The organism is Pedobacter sp. ASV1-7 (assembly GCF_040203335.1).
Taxonomy (GTDB): Bacteria; Bacteroidota; Bacteroidia; order Sphingobacteriales; family Sphingobacteriaceae; genus Pedobacter.
In genome coordinates this window covers 209,083-225,184 of record NZ_JBEHBV010000008.1, presented here as the reverse complement: position 1 = coordinate 225,184, position 16,102 = coordinate 209,083, and the positions used below count along the sequence as shown (strand labels likewise).

Annotated in this window: 14 protein-coding genes; 8 read left to right on the top strand and 6 right to left on the bottom strand. The window is 38.1% G+C overall.

Going from position 1 to position 16,102, the window contains the following annotated elements; genetic code table 11:
* Positions 1-39 precede the first annotated feature (39 nt).
* Entirely contained in the window at positions 40-750 is a 711-nt protein-coding gene (locus ABDJ41_RS18270; RefSeq protein WP_349787527.1) for a head GIN domain-containing protein, read from the bottom strand.
* Between the two features lie 4 nt (positions 751-754).
* Positions 755-2,647, bottom strand: coding sequence for a RecQ family ATP-dependent DNA helicase (locus tag ABDJ41_RS18265; RefSeq protein WP_349787572.1), 1,893 nt, complete (start codon positions 2,645-2,647; stop codon positions 755-757).
* Between the two features lie 133 nt (positions 2,648-2,780).
* Between ABDJ41_RS18265 and ABDJ41_RS18260 the strand changes: the two genes are divergently transcribed.
* Complete coding sequence (locus tag ABDJ41_RS18260) at positions 2,781-6,086, top strand: amidohydrolase family protein (RefSeq protein ID WP_349787526.1); 3,306 nt, start codon at positions 2,781-2,783, stop codon at positions 6,084-6,086.
* A gap of 4 nt (positions 6,087-6,090) precedes the next feature.
* Here the strand turns inward: ABDJ41_RS18260 and ABDJ41_RS18255 are convergent, their stop codons facing one another.
* On the bottom strand, positions 6,091-7,281 hold the full coding sequence (locus tag ABDJ41_RS18255; RefSeq protein WP_349787571.1) for a BaiN/RdsA family NAD(P)/FAD-dependent oxidoreductase: 1,191 nt from the start codon (positions 7,279-7,281) through the stop codon (positions 6,091-6,093).
* 57 nt (positions 7,282-7,338) lie between these two features.
* Here ABDJ41_RS18255 and ABDJ41_RS18250 point away from each other — a divergent pair, with 57 nt between their 5' ends.
* Together ABDJ41_RS18250 and purE are read left to right on the top strand one after the other, a co-directional pair.
* The gene (locus ABDJ41_RS18250) at positions 7,339-8,478 is read left to right on the top strand and encodes a 5-(carboxyamino)imidazole ribonucleotide synthase (protein ID WP_349787525.1); all 1,140 of its coding nucleotides are present in this window, start codon (positions 7,339-7,341) and stop codon (positions 8,476-8,478) included.
* Position 8,479: 1 nt separating this feature from the next.
* Positions 8,480-8,962, top strand: coding sequence for a 5-(carboxyamino)imidazole ribonucleotide mutase (purE, locus tag ABDJ41_RS18245; protein ID WP_349787524.1), 483 nt, complete (start codon positions 8,480-8,482; stop codon positions 8,960-8,962).
* Here purE and ABDJ41_RS18240 read toward each other — a convergent pair whose 3' ends face one another.
* Positions 8,963-9,526, bottom strand: coding sequence for a YqgE/AlgH family protein (locus ABDJ41_RS18240; protein WP_349787523.1), 564 nt, complete (start codon positions 9,524-9,526; stop codon positions 8,963-8,965). It lies immediately after the preceding gene.
* 49 nt (positions 9,527-9,575) lie between these two features.
* Here ABDJ41_RS18240 and pdxH point away from each other — a divergent pair, with 49 nt between their 5' ends.
* The 4 genes from pdxH to ABDJ41_RS18220 are packed head-to-tail and all read left to right on the top strand — an operon-like array spanning position 9,576 to position 13,750.
* A complete protein-coding gene (pdxH, locus tag ABDJ41_RS18235) occupies positions 9,576-10,226 on the top strand; it encodes a pyridoxamine 5'-phosphate oxidase (RefSeq protein WP_349787522.1) in 651 nt (216 codons plus the stop codon).
* 29 nt (positions 10,227-10,255) lie between these two features.
* The gene (locus tag ABDJ41_RS18230) at positions 10,256-11,143 is read left to right on the top strand and encodes a 3-hydroxybutyryl-CoA dehydrogenase (protein ID WP_349787521.1); all 888 of its coding nucleotides are present in this window, start codon (positions 10,256-10,258) and stop codon (positions 11,141-11,143) included.
* A 39-nt stretch (positions 11,144-11,182) separates the two neighbouring features.
* Complete coding sequence (gene ruvB / locus ABDJ41_RS18225) at positions 11,183-12,205, top strand: Holliday junction branch migration DNA helicase RuvB (protein ID WP_349787520.1); 1,023 nt, start codon at positions 11,183-11,185, stop codon at positions 12,203-12,205.
* Between the two features lie 39 nt (positions 12,206-12,244).
* The gene (locus ABDJ41_RS18220) at positions 12,245-13,750 is read left to right on the top strand and encodes a GNAT family N-acetyltransferase (protein WP_349787519.1); all 1,506 of its coding nucleotides are present in this window, start codon (positions 12,245-12,247) and stop codon (positions 13,748-13,750) included.
* 5 nt (positions 13,751-13,755) lie between these two features.
* Here the strand turns inward: ABDJ41_RS18220 and ABDJ41_RS18215 are convergent, their stop codons facing one another.
* A complete protein-coding gene (locus ABDJ41_RS18215) occupies positions 13,756-13,965 on the bottom strand; it encodes a hypothetical protein (protein ID WP_349787518.1) in 210 nt (69 codons plus the stop codon).
* A gap of 80 nt (positions 13,966-14,045) precedes the next feature.
* Between ABDJ41_RS18215 and queG the strand changes: the two genes are divergently transcribed.
* Positions 14,046-14,987 (top strand): tRNA epoxyqueuosine(34) reductase QueG, encoded by a 942-nt coding sequence (gene queG / locus ABDJ41_RS18210; RefSeq protein ID WP_349787517.1) that lies wholly within the window; start codon positions 14,046-14,048, stop codon positions 14,985-14,987.
* Positions 14,988-15,043: 56 nt separating this feature from the next.
* On the opposite strand, the gene ABDJ41_RS18205 is transcribed toward queG, so the two are convergent.
* Positions 15,044-16,033, bottom strand: coding sequence for an exonuclease domain-containing protein (locus tag ABDJ41_RS18205; RefSeq protein WP_349787516.1), 990 nt, complete (start codon positions 16,031-16,033; stop codon positions 15,044-15,046).
* Positions 16,034-16,102: the final 69 nt, after the last annotated feature.

Here is a 16,102-nt window from a genome sequence, read left to right as displayed (position 1 = left end):
AATAAGGCGGCTAAAGTAGCTAAAAAACAACATTCAGGACTAAATTACTTTTTCCAGTTTAGTTGCGCCAGACTTTTTCTCGTCCACCTTTTTAGGATTCCCTTTGTAATAGATTTCACTTGAACCTGAGGTTTTCACTTTTAACTCGTTTAGCACATTAATATTAGCTTTCCCAGTTCCATCTGTATCAATATTGTAAATACCCACAATAAAATCAAAAGCATCAACTTTAGCAGTTCCCTTAATCTTCAAATCATGCACTCCTGCTTGTCCTGTTAATACTAATTTACCAACACCATCCACTTTTGTAGTCAATTTACCTGCATTTAGATCCATTGTTACGTCAGTCATACCTGAAAAAGAAAAATCAACATCATTAGTATAGATACGGCCATCGCCAACAACTTTAACTGCACCAGCCAGAGAAAGATCTTTTAGCTCTCCAATCCCGGCATGAACTACTATCGAATCCGTACCACAATATCTATCCGCGTCTAGTTTTATTTTAAGCTCAGAACCCGAAACATCTGCTTTAACATAGCTAATGATATTAGAATCAGCGTCAACCTGTACAACATAACTGCTATCCTGTGTTAGGATTAGTTTAATTGCCCCTTCCACTTTGATTTTATCAAAACTCTTTACTTTTAACGCTCTGCTAACCGGGATTCCGGAATCTTCAATGCATTTGCTATCACAACCTGCTAACAAAAAAGGAAAAAACAAGGCAATAAGGGATATGTTCTTCATGAGATTAAAGGTAATAATTTTTACCATCTGTTTTAATTTTTCCTGCGTCTAATAATGCACGTATTCGTTCTAAACGCTCACTATCTGTACCTGTAGCGATAGCATTTACCAGCTCATCTAAAACATATGTTGCTGTTTGCAGAAGAGTTACAATCTCAAAATCAATCTTATCCTCCAGCAGATCAGCATCACTTGCTTTCTTCTCAGCCAGACATACATCACAAATTCCACATTTCTCAGACCCTGGCTCGTCAAAATAAGTTAACAATTGAATACTTCTACACTCCTTTTTACCTGCATAAGCAAGCACAGCTTTAATCTGTTCAGTCTGTAATTCCTTACGTTGTTCAATATACTTCACATCAATATCCATGTGACTAAAATCTAACCTAGCACGTAAATATTGTAACTGCGGCTGATCTGATTGTGGCAAGTACGACAATAACCCCTGCTCATTCAAATTGTTAATCATACGAATCACATCTGCATAAGAGGCTCTTATTTTTCCTGCTATTTCTGATTCACTTATTTTCACATACTGCTCAAAACTGCCACCATACGACCTTAATATAGCTTTTATAAGCGGATCATAACCAGCGTTCTCTATCTGAAAACGATACACATCCTCGCTTCCCACCAGGAATAAAACCCTGGATGGTAAAAATATATTTTCTGATAAAGTCAGGTATCCATCATGTTCTAAAAACTTCAATACAGCCATTGTCTTCAACACTCCAACATTAAAACGCTTACAAAAATCAGCCAGGTCAAATCCGAAAGTTAAACCTTCTCCAGCACCATAAGCCAGTTGATAATAATTCCCGAGGTAGTGGTAAACTTTTTTAATTTCTTCAACCGAAGGAAAACTATCCGCATACTTCGCTTTTAAGGATACTTCGTCAGACTTATTAGCCAGTAAAACTGTATATGCTTTTTGTAAATCTCTCCCTGCTCTTCCAGCCTCCTGATAATAAGCTTCAAGGCTATCTGGTAAATCCAGATGCACTACAAAACGTACATCAGGTTTATCAATTCCCATCCCAAAAGCATTGGTAGCAACCATTACTCTTATCCGATTCAGCTTCCAGGCTTCCTGTTTTCTAAAACGTTCTTCTTTTTCTATACCAGCATGGTAATAATCAGCAGCAATACCATTTCTGTTTAAAAAAGCAGCTACTTCAGCTGTTTCTCTTCTGTTCCTGACATATACTAAGCCACTGCCCTTAACATTAGTAAGAATTTTGATAAGTCGGCGGTATTTATCTTCATCATCTAATACCACATAACTCAGATTTTTCCGGGCAAAACTCTGGACAAAAATATTAGGTTCTTTAAAGTGCAGCTTCTCTACAATATCATTTCTGACAAAGCGTGTTGCAGTGGCTGTTAATGCCAATACTGGCACATCGGGATGAATCTCTCTGATCTCATTGATCTTTAGATAAGGGGGTCTGAAATCATAACCCCACTGGGAAATACAATGTGCTTCATCAACAGCAATCAGATTTACCTTCATATAAGAAATGCGGATACGCACCAATTCCGACATCAATCGCTCTGGAGAGAGGTATAAAAACTTTATATTTCCGTAAATACAATTATCAAGCAGAATATCTATTTCACGCTTACCCATCCCTGCATAAATAGCCACAGCCTCAATTCCTTTCGCTTTCAATGCCTCTACCTGATCCTTCATTAAAGCAACTAAAGGAGAAATAACAATACAAATCCCTTCTTTTACCATTGCGGGAACCTGAAAACAAATAGATTTTCCACCACCTGTTGGCAATAATGCCAATGTATCATTTCCATCTAAAACAGATCTGATAATATCATCCTGTAAAGGCCTGAAACCGTCATATCCCCAATATCGCTTTAATACTTCTATTTCATTCATATATGGAGCGTCCTTATCCTTAATTCTGGTTCTTTTATCTTTAATCTTTCGCTCTTTTCCACAAACTCTAATCATCAAAACTATAAAAATGAACTGATATTAGTAAATTGCGGCTTAAATTACATCAGGTGATATGAGAAGATCATTTATACTATTAATTCTGGCATTAATATTTCAATCGTCGTTCTCTCAAACGCCCGTTCAAACACGTTCTCAAACACGCAGTCAAGGACAACCGTTAACACAAGATCAAACCAACCCACAGAGAGAAAACTGGGATATTGAAAAATATAGAGGAAGCACCCAAACCTTTACTTTAAACACAAATGAAGGTACATGGATGAACCTTGATGTGAGTCCTGATGGTAAAGATATAATATTCGACTTACTTGGTGATTTATATATCATGCCAATAACTGGTGGATCTGCAGTATTATTAAGTGGTGGACCAGCGTGGGAAGTCCAACCTCGTTTCAGTCCGAATGGTAAGTACATTTCCTATACAAGTGATAAAAGCGGTGCTGATAACATATGGATCATGAACCGTGATGGTTCATTTAAACGTCAGGTAACCAAAGAAGCTTTTCGCTTGTTAAACAATGCAACCTGGATGCCCAATAGTGAATACCTGATTGCACGTAAGCATTTTACAGGCACACGTTCTCTTGGTGCTGGCGAAATGTGGATGTATAGCATTTATGGTGGTGAAGGAGTACAATTAACTAAAAGAAAAAACGATCAGCAAGATGCGGGAGAACCCAATGTTTCTCCAAATGGTAAATATCTTTATTACAGTGAAGATATGTCGCCCGGCCCCAATTTTGAATATAGTAAAGATCCAAATGGGATGATTTATGCCATCAGGCAACTGAATCTTGTCACCGGAAAGACGACTAATCTGATTGCCCAGCCAGGTGGTGCAGCAAGACCTCAAATATCGCCGGACGGTAAGTTAATGGCTTATGTAAAACGCATCAGATTAAAATCAGTATTAGTTTTACAGAACCTGCAAACTGCTGAAGAATGGCCAATCTATGAAGATCTATCCCACGACCAACAGGAAACATGGGCAATTTTTGGTGTTTATCCAAACTATGCCTGGACTCCAGATGGCAAAAGCATCATTTTTTATGCTCGAGGAAAGATCAAAAAAATCGATCTCAACTCTTTATTTACGAACAATATCCCTTTCCACGTAACCAGCTCACAAACTGTACAACAAGCCTTACATTTCCCACAACAGGTATTTAATGATGACTTTACTGTAAAAATGATCCGTCAGCTAACTACCTCTGCAGATGGGAAGTTTGTGGTATTTAATGCTGCAGGTTTTTTATACAAAAAAGATTTGCCAAACGGGATTCCAGAACGAATTACCAAAGGTCTGGATTTTGAATTTGAACCAGAAATAAGCGCAGATGGCAAAACAGTCATTTTTGCCACATGGAGTGATGAATTTAAAGGGGCTATTAAAAAGGCAGATATAAAATCCGGGAAAATCACAGCACTTACTGACGAAAAAGGCTTTTACTATTCCCCTTCATTCTCTAATAAAGGTGATAAGATTGTATTTAGAAAGGGCATAGGTAACGATGTATTAGGCTATGCTTATGGCCGTGGAACAGGAATTTTCACCATGTCAGCTGCTGGTGGCACAAAAACTCTGATCTCAGAAAGTGGTATCAAACCAAAATTTAATGCTGACGACAGCAGAATCTATTTCCAATCTTCAGAAGCAGGAAAAAAGGTTTTTAAAAGTATCGATCTGAATGGAGGAAATGAACGAACACATTATACCTCTACTTATGCAACACAATTTGCACCAAGTCCAGATGGTAAATGGATGGCCTTTACAGAACTATTCAACGTGTATGTTACTCCAATGGTAACAACGGGGTCTCCTCTAGAATTATCTTCATCTAATAAAGCTATCCCACTAACCCGAATTACTAAAGACGCAGGGACATATATACATTGGAGCCGCGATAGCAATAAAATGTTCTGGACATTGGGCGAGCAGTATTTCAGCAGGGACATTAACACTATTTTTAATTTCTCGGAAGGACTTAGGGTACCTGCAACTGAACCAGATAGCATTGGCTTGTCATTAAATTTAAAACTTAAAGCTGATGTCCCTACCGGATTAATCGCTTTAACAGGGGCAAGAATCATTACTATGAAAGGCGATGAGGTGATAGAAAATGGTTCTATCCTAATCGAAAACAATAAAATTGTATCTATAGGCAAGAATCTTTCTATCCCTGCAAACACCAGAATTATAGATGTAACAGGCAAAACAATTATGCCTGGAATGATTGATGTACATGCTCATTTACGCACCAGTCCAGACGGAATCAGCCCCCAGCAGGATTGGTCTTACCTTGCAAACCTGGCATTTGGTGTAACCACCTCTCATGACCCATCAAGTAATACAGAAATGGTATTTAGTCAGGCGGAAATGATCAAAGCCGGCCGTTTGGTAGGTCCTCGCTTATATTCAACAGGCTCTATTCTTTATGGTGCCGATGGTGATTTCAAAGTAGTCATCAATAGTCTTGATGATGCATTGTCGAACCTTCGCAGGTTAAAAGCTGTTGGTGCATTTTCCGTAAAATCATACAATCAGCCTCGTCGTGATCAACGTCAGCAAATTCTTGAAGCTGCCAGACAGCTAAAAATGATGGTTGTTCCCGAAGGAGGTTCTACATTTTTCACTAATATGAATATGATTGCCGACGGACATACGGGTATTGAACATAGTATTCCTGTTGCACCAATTTATAAGGATATTATCTCATTCTGGAACAAAACAGAAGTAGCCTATACACCAACTCTAATCGTAAGTTACGGCAGTCAGTGGGGAGAAAACTACTGGTACGACAGAACAAATGTTTGGGAGAATGAACGTCTGATGGCTTTCACACCAAGATCAATTATTGATCCAAGAGCAAGAAGAAGAACAACATCAGAATATGGTGATTATGGTCATATTGAAGTTGCTAAATCTGCAAAACTCATTGCCGACAGAGGCACTAAAGTTAATTTAGGTGCACATGGACAAATACAAGGTTTAGGTGCACATTGGGAATTATGGATGCTAGCACAAGGGGGAATGACTCCCTTACAAGCTATTCGCTGTGCAACAGTAAATGGAGCCGCTTACCTGGGTATGAGCAAAGAAATCGGCTCACTGGAAGTCGGAAAACTTGCAGACCTCATCGTTATGGATGCGAATCCTTTGGATGATATCAGAAATTCTGAAAAGATCAGATATGTGATGATCAATGGCCGGATTTACGATAGTTTATCGATGAATGAAATTGGTAGCAGAGAAAAACTAAGAGGTAAATTGTGGTTCGAAACTGGCAAAGGTATGGTATATACTTTCCCGACGGGCATTTCTGAAACCTGGACCTATACGATTCCAAATTGTGAATAATATGTTACAATCCCTGGGCTATTACAAAACCACTAGCCCAGGCCCATTGGAAATTGTACCCCCCAAGCCACCCTGTCACATCTACACACTCACCTCCAAAATAAATACCTGGAACCTTTTTACATTCCAAAGTTTTTGATGACAATTCATTAGTATCGATACCACCACGCATAACTTCAGCCTTATCATACCCCTTATCCCCTGCCGGTTTCACTTTAAAATGATGAATAATCTGTTCAATATTTTCAAGTTCAACTTTGGTAAGCACCGCCACCTGCTTCTCTACCGGTAAAAACTTGCCTAATGCTTCTGTAAATTTCTTTGCATAAAAACGATTGAACAAGGTCGACAATAACAACTTGCCATTTTGCTTACGCTCAATTTCAATCAAGTCGATGATATTTTGATCAGGCAATAAATCAATATTAAATACCTCACCTCTTTTCCAATAAGATGAAATCTGCAATATTGCCGGTCCGCTTAATCCCCAATGTGTAAAAAGAATATTCTCTTCGAATGAAATCTTTTCATTACTAACCCTGCAAAACACACTATTTCCAGACAGCTGAGCATACCACTCCTCATCTTTTCCCGTAATTGTAAGCGGCACTAATGCAGGCATTGTTTCAATGATCTTCAAACCATGTTTACGCGCAAAACGCAATGCAAAATCAGTTGCCCCCATTTTGGGAATAGGTAAACCTCCCGTAGCTATTACTAGCTTCGGTGCAGTTAGTATCCGGTTCTTACCAGCTTTACTATATTTCACCTGAAAACCATCTGCCAATTGTCCGATATCCGAAACTTCAGCCCCACAAATCAGCTCTTGTCCAAAATCCTCACAAATAGATGTAAATACTGCAACAACATCCCTGGCATTTTTGCCATCAGGAAAAAGCTGACCCAGTGTTTTCTCTTTCCCCTCAATCCCATAAGTTTCAAAAAAACTAATCGTATCAGCTACTGTCCACTGTGTAAATGCAGATTTCATGAAATGTTTATTCGCGGAAATAAACTGTTCATCCGTCGCGTACAAATTTGTATAATTACAACGTCCACCTCCGGAAATCAAGATCTTAGCACCCGCCTGTTCATTCTTTTCCAGCAGAACAACACGCTTACCAAGGTACCCAGCTTGTACCGCACACATCAAACCACAAGCTCCGGCTCCAATAATTATAGCATCTGCATCCATCAATCCGTTTATATTGTTTATTTTTGTGCAAAATAAGCATAACTTTTTCATTTAGATATGGCAAAACAAATAAGTGATTTAAAATTAGGGATACTCGGCGGCGGTCAATTGGGCAGAATGCTCATTCAGGAAGCCATCAACTATAACCTCACAACCCTGGTTTTAGATCCGGATACTGATGCACCCTGTAAACATATAGCAAACTACTTTGAATGCGGCTCTATTACCGATTTCGACACCGTTTATAACTTTGGAAAGAAAGCTGACATCATTACTATCGAAATCGAAAAGGTTAACATAGAAGCTCTTGAACAACTAGAGAAAGAAGGGAAACATGTATTCCCACAATCCAGAGTAATCCGCTTGATACAGGATAAAGGTGTACAGAAACAATTTTTCAAAGAGAACAACATTCCTACAGCACCTTTTCAACTCGTAAATACAAAAGAAGATATCAGAAACAGCAACTTTTCTTTCCCTTACATTCTTAAACAACGTAAAGATGGTTATGATGGTAAAGGAGTAATGAGGATCAACAATGTTGCTGATATTGATAATGCTTTTGATGCACCTTGTCTGATTGAAGAACTTGTAGATTTCGAAAAGGAAGTTGCCGTTATTGTGGCCAGAAATTCAAAGGGCGACATAAAAACATTCCCAATGGTAGAAATGGAATTCAATGCAGAAGCCAATCTGGTTGAGTTTTTAATTGGTCCTTCTACCTATCCTGAAGCCCTACAACACAAAGCTGAAGTAATTGCGAAGAATATTGCTTCCTCTCTTAACGTTACCGGTCTGCTGGCAGTAGAAATGTTTGTAACTAAAAATGGAGATCTTCTCGTAAATGAGTTAGCTCCTCGCCCACATAACAGCGGGCACCAAACTATTGAAGGTAATTACGTCTCACAATTTGCGCAACATTTACGCTCTATTTTCAATTTACCATTGGGCGATACCCGTTGCATCAGCAATGCGGTAATGATTAACCTTCTGGGCGAAAAGAATCATAATGGTGTTGCAAAATATCAGGGACTAGAAAAAATATTGGGTATAGACGGCGTTTATATACATCTATATGGTAAAAAATATACCAAGCCTTTCCGTAAAATGGGACACATCACTATTGTTGATCAAAATAGGGATGCGGCCATACAAAAAGCCAATTTCATTAAAAACACATTAAAAGTTATTTCATAAAATGAGCATAAAAGCCGGTATTATCATGGGCAGCAAATCAGATCTTCACATTATGCAAGATGCTGCTGATATTTTTAAAGAATTTGGGGTAGAATTTGAAATGACCGTAGTATCAGCACACCGTACTCCGGAAAGAATGTTCGATTATGCCAAAAATGCTGCTTCAAGAGGAATAAAAGTAATTATTGCGGGTGCAGGTGGTGCGGCTCATTTACCTGGAATGGTAGCCTCGATTACCGTAGTACCTGTAATTGGGGTACCTGTTAAATCTTCAAACTCTATTGATGGATGGGATTCTATTCTTTCTATACTACAAATGCCAAATGGTATTCCTGTAGCAACAGTTGCTTTAAATGCAGCTAAAAATGCAGGGTTACTGGCTGTTCAAATACTTTCTACTGCTGATGAATCATTAGCAGAAAAAATGCAAGCTTATAAAGACGACTTGAGAAAAAAAGTTGAAGAGAGCGCTGCAGAAATGTAATTAATTCAAATTAGGATCCTGGGGAAAATTACTCACATGGGCATATTTGGGCCCCAGGTTAATAATTACCTCACGCCATAGGTTTTCTTCATTATTGGAGAAAACCACATCGGCATGAAACTGATCAGATACAATCCATGTATTCTCCTTCATTTCCATTTTAAGCTGTTCCTCAGCCCAACCTGAATAGCCTAGAAAAAATTTAATATCAGCCTCACCAATACTTTTAGTACTGATCAATACTTTTAATGCTTCAAAATTACCACCCCAATATATTCCCTTTGCTATTTCCTGACCATCAGTAATCAGATCAGGACATCTATGGATAAAGTGTATTGTATCTGTTTCAACAGGCCCTCCCAAATAAATCGGATAACTTGCATCTCCCATTTCTGGAATCACATCACTCAGTATCAAAGCACTGCAATGATTCAGGATAAACCCTACAGTTCCATCTTCCTGATGTTCAGTAATCAGAATCACTGAACGCTTAAAATTAGGATCCATTAGAAATGGTTCTGAGATCAATAATCTTCCTGTAGTAGGTTGTAACCGGCTTATCATTTTGGAAATTTAGGGATAAATTTGAATAAACTAAAACCTATTTTTGTACATGGAGCTTAATAAAAATAATTTACACGATTTAAGACAGGAATACCGTTCTGCGCAGCTTTCAGAAAAAGATGTGGAAAGCAACCCTATCCTGCAATTTGGGAAATGGTTTTCTGCAGCAATAGATGCACAACTTTACGAACCCAATGTAATGACTCTCGCTACAGCTGACCGTTTCGGAAAACCTTCAGCGCGTATTGTACTACTAAAAGAATTTGACAAACATGGTTTTGTCTTTTATACCAATTACGAAAGCAAAAAAGGGCGGGATTTAATTGAAAACCCACAAGCTGCACTCGTATTTTTCTGGCCTGAATTAGAACGACAAGTGAGAATTGAGGGGATAGTGAGTAAAGTTGATAAAGAAACTTCTGCCAAATATTTCCATTCCAGACCTACTGGAAGTCAAATTGGCGCTATGGCATCACCACAAAGCAGCATACTTGAAAGTCGTGAATCATTAGAAAAAAAAGTATCCAATCTTACAAAAGAATACGAGAATAAAGAGATTCCACATCCGGAATACTGGGGAGGTTATCTCATTGAACCTATGCATATCGAATTCTGGCAAGGTCGCCCAAGCAGGCTGCACGACAGAATTTCATATGATTTAGTGGATGGTTCGTGGATTATAAATAGATTAGCTCCATAAAAAGTTACTAACCTCATAAAAGAAACTAAATGAAGAACATCGCAGTAATCGGGTCTGGAACGATGGGCAATGGCATTGCACATACTTTTGCACAATTTGGCTATCAGGTTAATCTGATCGACATTAATAATGAAGCTTTAGAAAAAGCCATAAACACCATTAGTAAAAACCTGGATCGTCAGGTAGCAAAAGGAACACTTACTGAATCAGAGAAAAACATTACATTAAGAAACATTAGTACTTTTACAGATATAAAATCGGGTGTCGCTCAAAGTAAACTGATTGTAGAAGCTGCAACAGAAAACCTGGAACTTAAATTGAAAATTTTCAAAGATCTGGACACCTTTGCTAAACCAGAAGCTATTTTAGCGAGTAATACTTCATCTATATCTATCACTAAAATAGCATCTGTTACCAACCGTGGCGACAAAGTAATTGGCATGCATTTCATGAACCCTGTTCCAATTATGAAACTAGTAGAGGTGATAAGGGGGTATGAAACCAGCAATGAAACTACAGCTCTGATTATGGATCTCTCTAAAAAACTAGCTAAAGTTCCTGTCGAAGTAAATGATTATCCTGGCTTTGTAGCTAACAGAATCTTAATGCCCATGATTAACGAAGCTATTTATGCACTTTATGAAAATGTAGCAGGTGTTGAAGAAATTGATACAGTTATGAAACTGGGCATGGCACATCCAATGGGACCATTACAACTTGCAGATTTTATTGGCCTGGATGTTTGTCTGGCTATTTTACGTGTACTACAAGATGGTTTCGGAAACCCCAAATATGCACCATGCCCGCTACTCGTAAATATGGTTACTGCTGGCAATAAAGGTATTAAATCTGGAGAAGGTTTTTACAACTATGCAAATGGCGTAAAGGAAGCTGTTGTAGCTTCCAAATTTAGTTAGCCATTCTATAATTCTAATATTTAAGCGTATTTTTGAACAATGAACGAGAATCTTGATCCCTCATCCGAAAGCCTGTCACCCATAGAACGCGACATCGAGAAAGTATTGCGCCCCCAAGCTTTTGATGATTTTACCGGACAGGAAAAGGTGATGGAAAACCTAAAGATCTTTGTAAAAGCAGCAAAGTTACGCGGCGAACCCCTGGATCATGTTTTATTACACGGTCCTCCGGGACTAGGTAAAACGACTCTTTCCCTCATCATTGCAAATGAAATGGGTGTTGGAATTAAAGTCACTTCTGGACCTGTATTGGATAAACCTGGTGATCTTGCTGGCTTATTAACTGGCCTGGACGAAGGGGATATCCTTTTTATTGATGAGATACACCGTTTAAGTCCTTTAGTTGAAGAATACTTGTATTCAGCAATGGAAGACTTCAAAATAGACATTATGCTAGAGAGTGGGCCCAATGCCCGCTCTGTACAAATCAGTTTAAATCCTTTTACATTAGTTGGCGCAACTACCCGATCAGGTTTGTTGACAGCTCCTTTAAGAGCCAGATTTGGCATCAATTCACGTTTGGCTTATTACGATGCCAAACTACTGACAACTATCATATTAAGATCATCCGAGATATTAAAAACTCCAATCACAGATGAAGGTGCTTATGAAATTGCACGCCGCAGTCGTGGCACACCACGTATTGCTAATGCCCTCTTAAGACGAACCAGAGATTTTGCACAAATTAAAGGTACAGGCAAAATAGATACTGACATAGCCCGCTATGCTTTAAAAGCATTAAATGTGGATGAACATGGTCTGGATGAAATGGACAATAAAATTCTGACTACCATTATCGATAAGTTTAAAGGTGGACCGGTAGGCTTAAAAACCATTGCGACAGCAGTTGGAGAAGATGAAGGTACCATAGAGGAAGTTTATGAGCCTTTTTTAATCCAGGAAGGATTTCTGATGCGAACATCAAGAGGCAGGGAAGCAACAGAAGCTGCATATAAACACCTGCAGAGAAACTTTCCAGGGCAATCGGGTAGATTGTTCTAAAAACAAACATTTATTGGAATTGGTTAGTTATATACTCATATGAACGTAGAAACAAGAAAACTAACACTGTCAGATTATAATGACCTGAGGGAATCTATGCAACAAGCTTACGAAACTCTTGGACAAATATGGAGTAAAAATAGCATTGAACGCTTGCTTAAACTTTTCCCCGAAGGCCAGCTATGTATTGCAGTAGATGATAAAGTTGTAGCCTGTTCACTCTCAATTATCGTTGATTATGATGAATATGGCGATAGGCATACCTATAAAAACATTACGGGTGATTACTCATTCTCGACTCATGATCCTGAAGGTGATGTATTGTATGGCATAGAGATATTTGTGCACCCTGAGTATCGCGGATTACGTTTAGGCAGACGCTTATATGAAGCAAGAAAAGAGCTTTGCGAGAGCTTAAATTTAAAAAGTATCATTGCAGGCGGCCGTATTCCCGGATACCATGAATATGCAGATAAACTTACACCAAGACAATATATTGATAAAGTAAAGGCAAAAGAAATCTTTGACCCTACTCTAACCTTTCAATTGTCTAACGACTTCCACGTAAGAAAAGTTCTAAAAAACTATCTACCTGGAGACCATGAATCCAAAGAATTTGCTACACTGATTGAGTGGAACAACATTTATTACCAAGGTATCGATGCTTCTGCTCGTTCTGCTAAAACAATACGGATTGGACTCGTACAATGGCAAATGCGTTTATTCCCGGATATTGAAGCTTTTTACGAACAAGTAGAGTTCTTCGTAGACGCAGTGAGTGGCTATGGATCAGATTTCATCATGTTCCCGGAGTTTTTCAATACGCCACTTTTACATCCTTACAACCACCTTCCAGAAATGGAGGCTATGCGTAAGCTTGCTGAACGTACTGCTGAAATCGTAGAACGAATACAGCAATATGCGCTATCTTATAATGTGAATATTATATCCGGCACCATGCCTATTGTTGAAAACAATAAATTATACAATGCCACTTACCTATGCCATAGAAGTGGCAAAACAGATGAATATAGAAAAATACACATCACCCCCAATGAACAGAAATATTATGGCATGGTAGGTGGTGATAAAATTCAGGTATTCGATACCGATTGTGGTAAGGTTGGCATTTTGATTTGCTATGATGTAGAATTTCCGGAGCTTAGCCGTATATATGCAGATCAGGGTATGCAAATTCTATTTGTACCGTTCTTAACCGATACTCAAAATGGATATACAAGAGTAAGAAGATGTGCACAAGCGCGAGCTATTGAAAACGAATGTTATGTAGCCATTGCAGGTTGTGTAGGCAATTTGCCCAAAGTAAACAATATGGACATACAGTTTGCTCAGTCTGCAGTATTCACACCATCAGACTTTGCCTTTCCTACCGATGCGGTAAAAGCTGAGACTACACCAAATACTGAAATGATGCTGGTAGTAGATGTTGACCTACATTTGTTGGACGAAATACACCACTTTGGTACAGTCCGCATATTAAAAGACAGAAGAAAAGATTTATATGAAGTAAGACTGTTAAAATAACAGTCTTACTTCATATAAACAAACCAATATACAACCAGCGCAATCACCAAAATAGGTATTAGCCATCGCAGAACTACCGCAGCCCCATTTATATCTTTCTCCTCAATAGATTCACGCGAGGGTCCAGGATCATCCTGATGCTTTGGATAGTCATGCTCTATAGGTTTATGTGGCTTGTTTGGATCTTCTGTATGTTGTGATTCTATATTTTCCATAACTTCAACTTTATTTAGTTAAACTAACAACAATCGAGCGACTAAAAAGTTTCCAATTCAAAGCCTTATCTTTGTAAACAATGTTAAACAATGCTTACAGATATAGTAAATTAATTAAAGATGAAGCCTTACGGCTTGGCTTTATGCATTGTGGCATTGCCAAAGCAGAATTCCTTGAAGATGAAGCACCAAAACTGGAAAAATGGTTGCAGGACAAGCATCATGGGCAGATGGCTTATATGGAGAATCATTTTGATAAACGACTAGATCCCAGACTGCTTGTGGATGACTCAAAGTCAGTCATTTCATTAAGCCTCAATTATTTCCCAGAGCAAAAGCAAACAGATTCAAATGCGCCTAAAATATCTAAATACGCATACGGCTCTGATTATCATGAGGTTATTAAAGAAAAATTATTCCAATTATTAAACTTCATTAGAGAAGAAATCGGAGAAGTAGCAGGTCGTGCCTTTGTTGACTCTGCTCCCGTATTAGATCGTGCATGGGCAAAACGAGCTGGTATTGGATGGATAGGTAAAAATAGTAATCTTATTAATAAAAAAAGTGGCTCATTCTTCTTTTTAGCAGAACTGATTATTGATCTTGAACTGCAATATGATCAACCCTTCCAGACTAATCATTGTGGAACCTGCACCAAATGTATTGATGCCTGTCCTACAGAAGCCATTTTATCTCCTTTCGTTATTGATGCCAATAAATGTATTTCCTATCTCACCATTGAGCTAAGAGAAGAAATTGATCAGAGTTTCAAAGATAAGATGGACAACTGGATGTTTGGCTGTGACGTTTGCCAGGATGTATGTCCCTGGAACCGATTTTCAACACCACATTCAGAGCCTAAATTTGAGGCCAACAAGCAATTGTTGACAATGAAAAAGGAAGAATGGTTGGATATAACAGAAGATGTTTTTAAAACCATCTTTAAAAACTCTGCAGTCAAACGTACTAAATTTAAAGGGCTAACCAGAAATATAGATTTTCTAAAAAATGAACTGCTTTAGTCATAAAAAACGGGCTGCATAATTACACAACCCGCCCCATCATATATTCTTATATTTTACTTACCGAACTTCATTTTCAATTGCTCTAACATATCATCTGTTACAGCTACAGCTGGCTTATCTTTTTTAACCTGAGGACGTGCCTGTGGATTTGCAGAACCCTGTTGTGATTTATTCTGCTGTATTTGTTTAGATCTGTTAGCGTCAGTCTGCAACTGTCTCTCCTGCTTCAAAGATTCTTTCTTTTTACTCCATCTTGCCCAGATCTCGTCCAACTTTTTCTTGGTATACAATGGAAAATCACCTTGTTTCATCCAGGCATAGTAACTAGGTTCTATATCAAAAACCTGCTCTACTGTTTTGCCCTTATGTTTTCCAAAATTGAATATTTCTTCTTCATTTTCATTATAAACCATTCTACCTGCAAAATCTACTGGCTTATTCATGTTGGTAAATACATGAAGTGCTTCTACATCATTTTGAACAGGCTGTGATATTTTCCCTTGTTTATCTTCAAAATCAACATCTTTATAACGTTCAATCTGCGCCAATAACACATGGTAAGTTGCAGTGATATCAGCTTCTGCAGAATGTGCATTAACGATATCTTTTCCACAATAAAACTTATAAGCAGCACGCAATGTACGTTGTTCCATCTGATGGAAAATGTTCTGAACATCTACAAATTTCCTATCAGACATATCAAAATCAATTCCTGATCTCAAGAACTCTTCTAATAATACAGGAATATCAAATCTGTTAGAATTATAACCCGCAAGGTCGGCATCACCAATAAACTCTAACAGTTCTGCAGCTACAGTTTTAAAAGTAGGTGCATTAGCTATATCTTCATCATAAATCCCATGAATCAATGACGAATGTAAAGGGATAGGCATTTCCGGGTTAATACGCATTGATTTGATCTCTTCAGATCCATCAGGCATTGCTTTCAAAATAGCGATTTCAACAATACGATCAGAACCTACATTTACACCAGTAGTTTCCAGATCGAAAAAAGCTAGAGGACGTTTTAAATTTAATTTCATTTTTAACTTTATTGGTAGCACTTCAAAAGTCGTAAAAATCATCCATTAAACCTTAACTTATTTGATAAC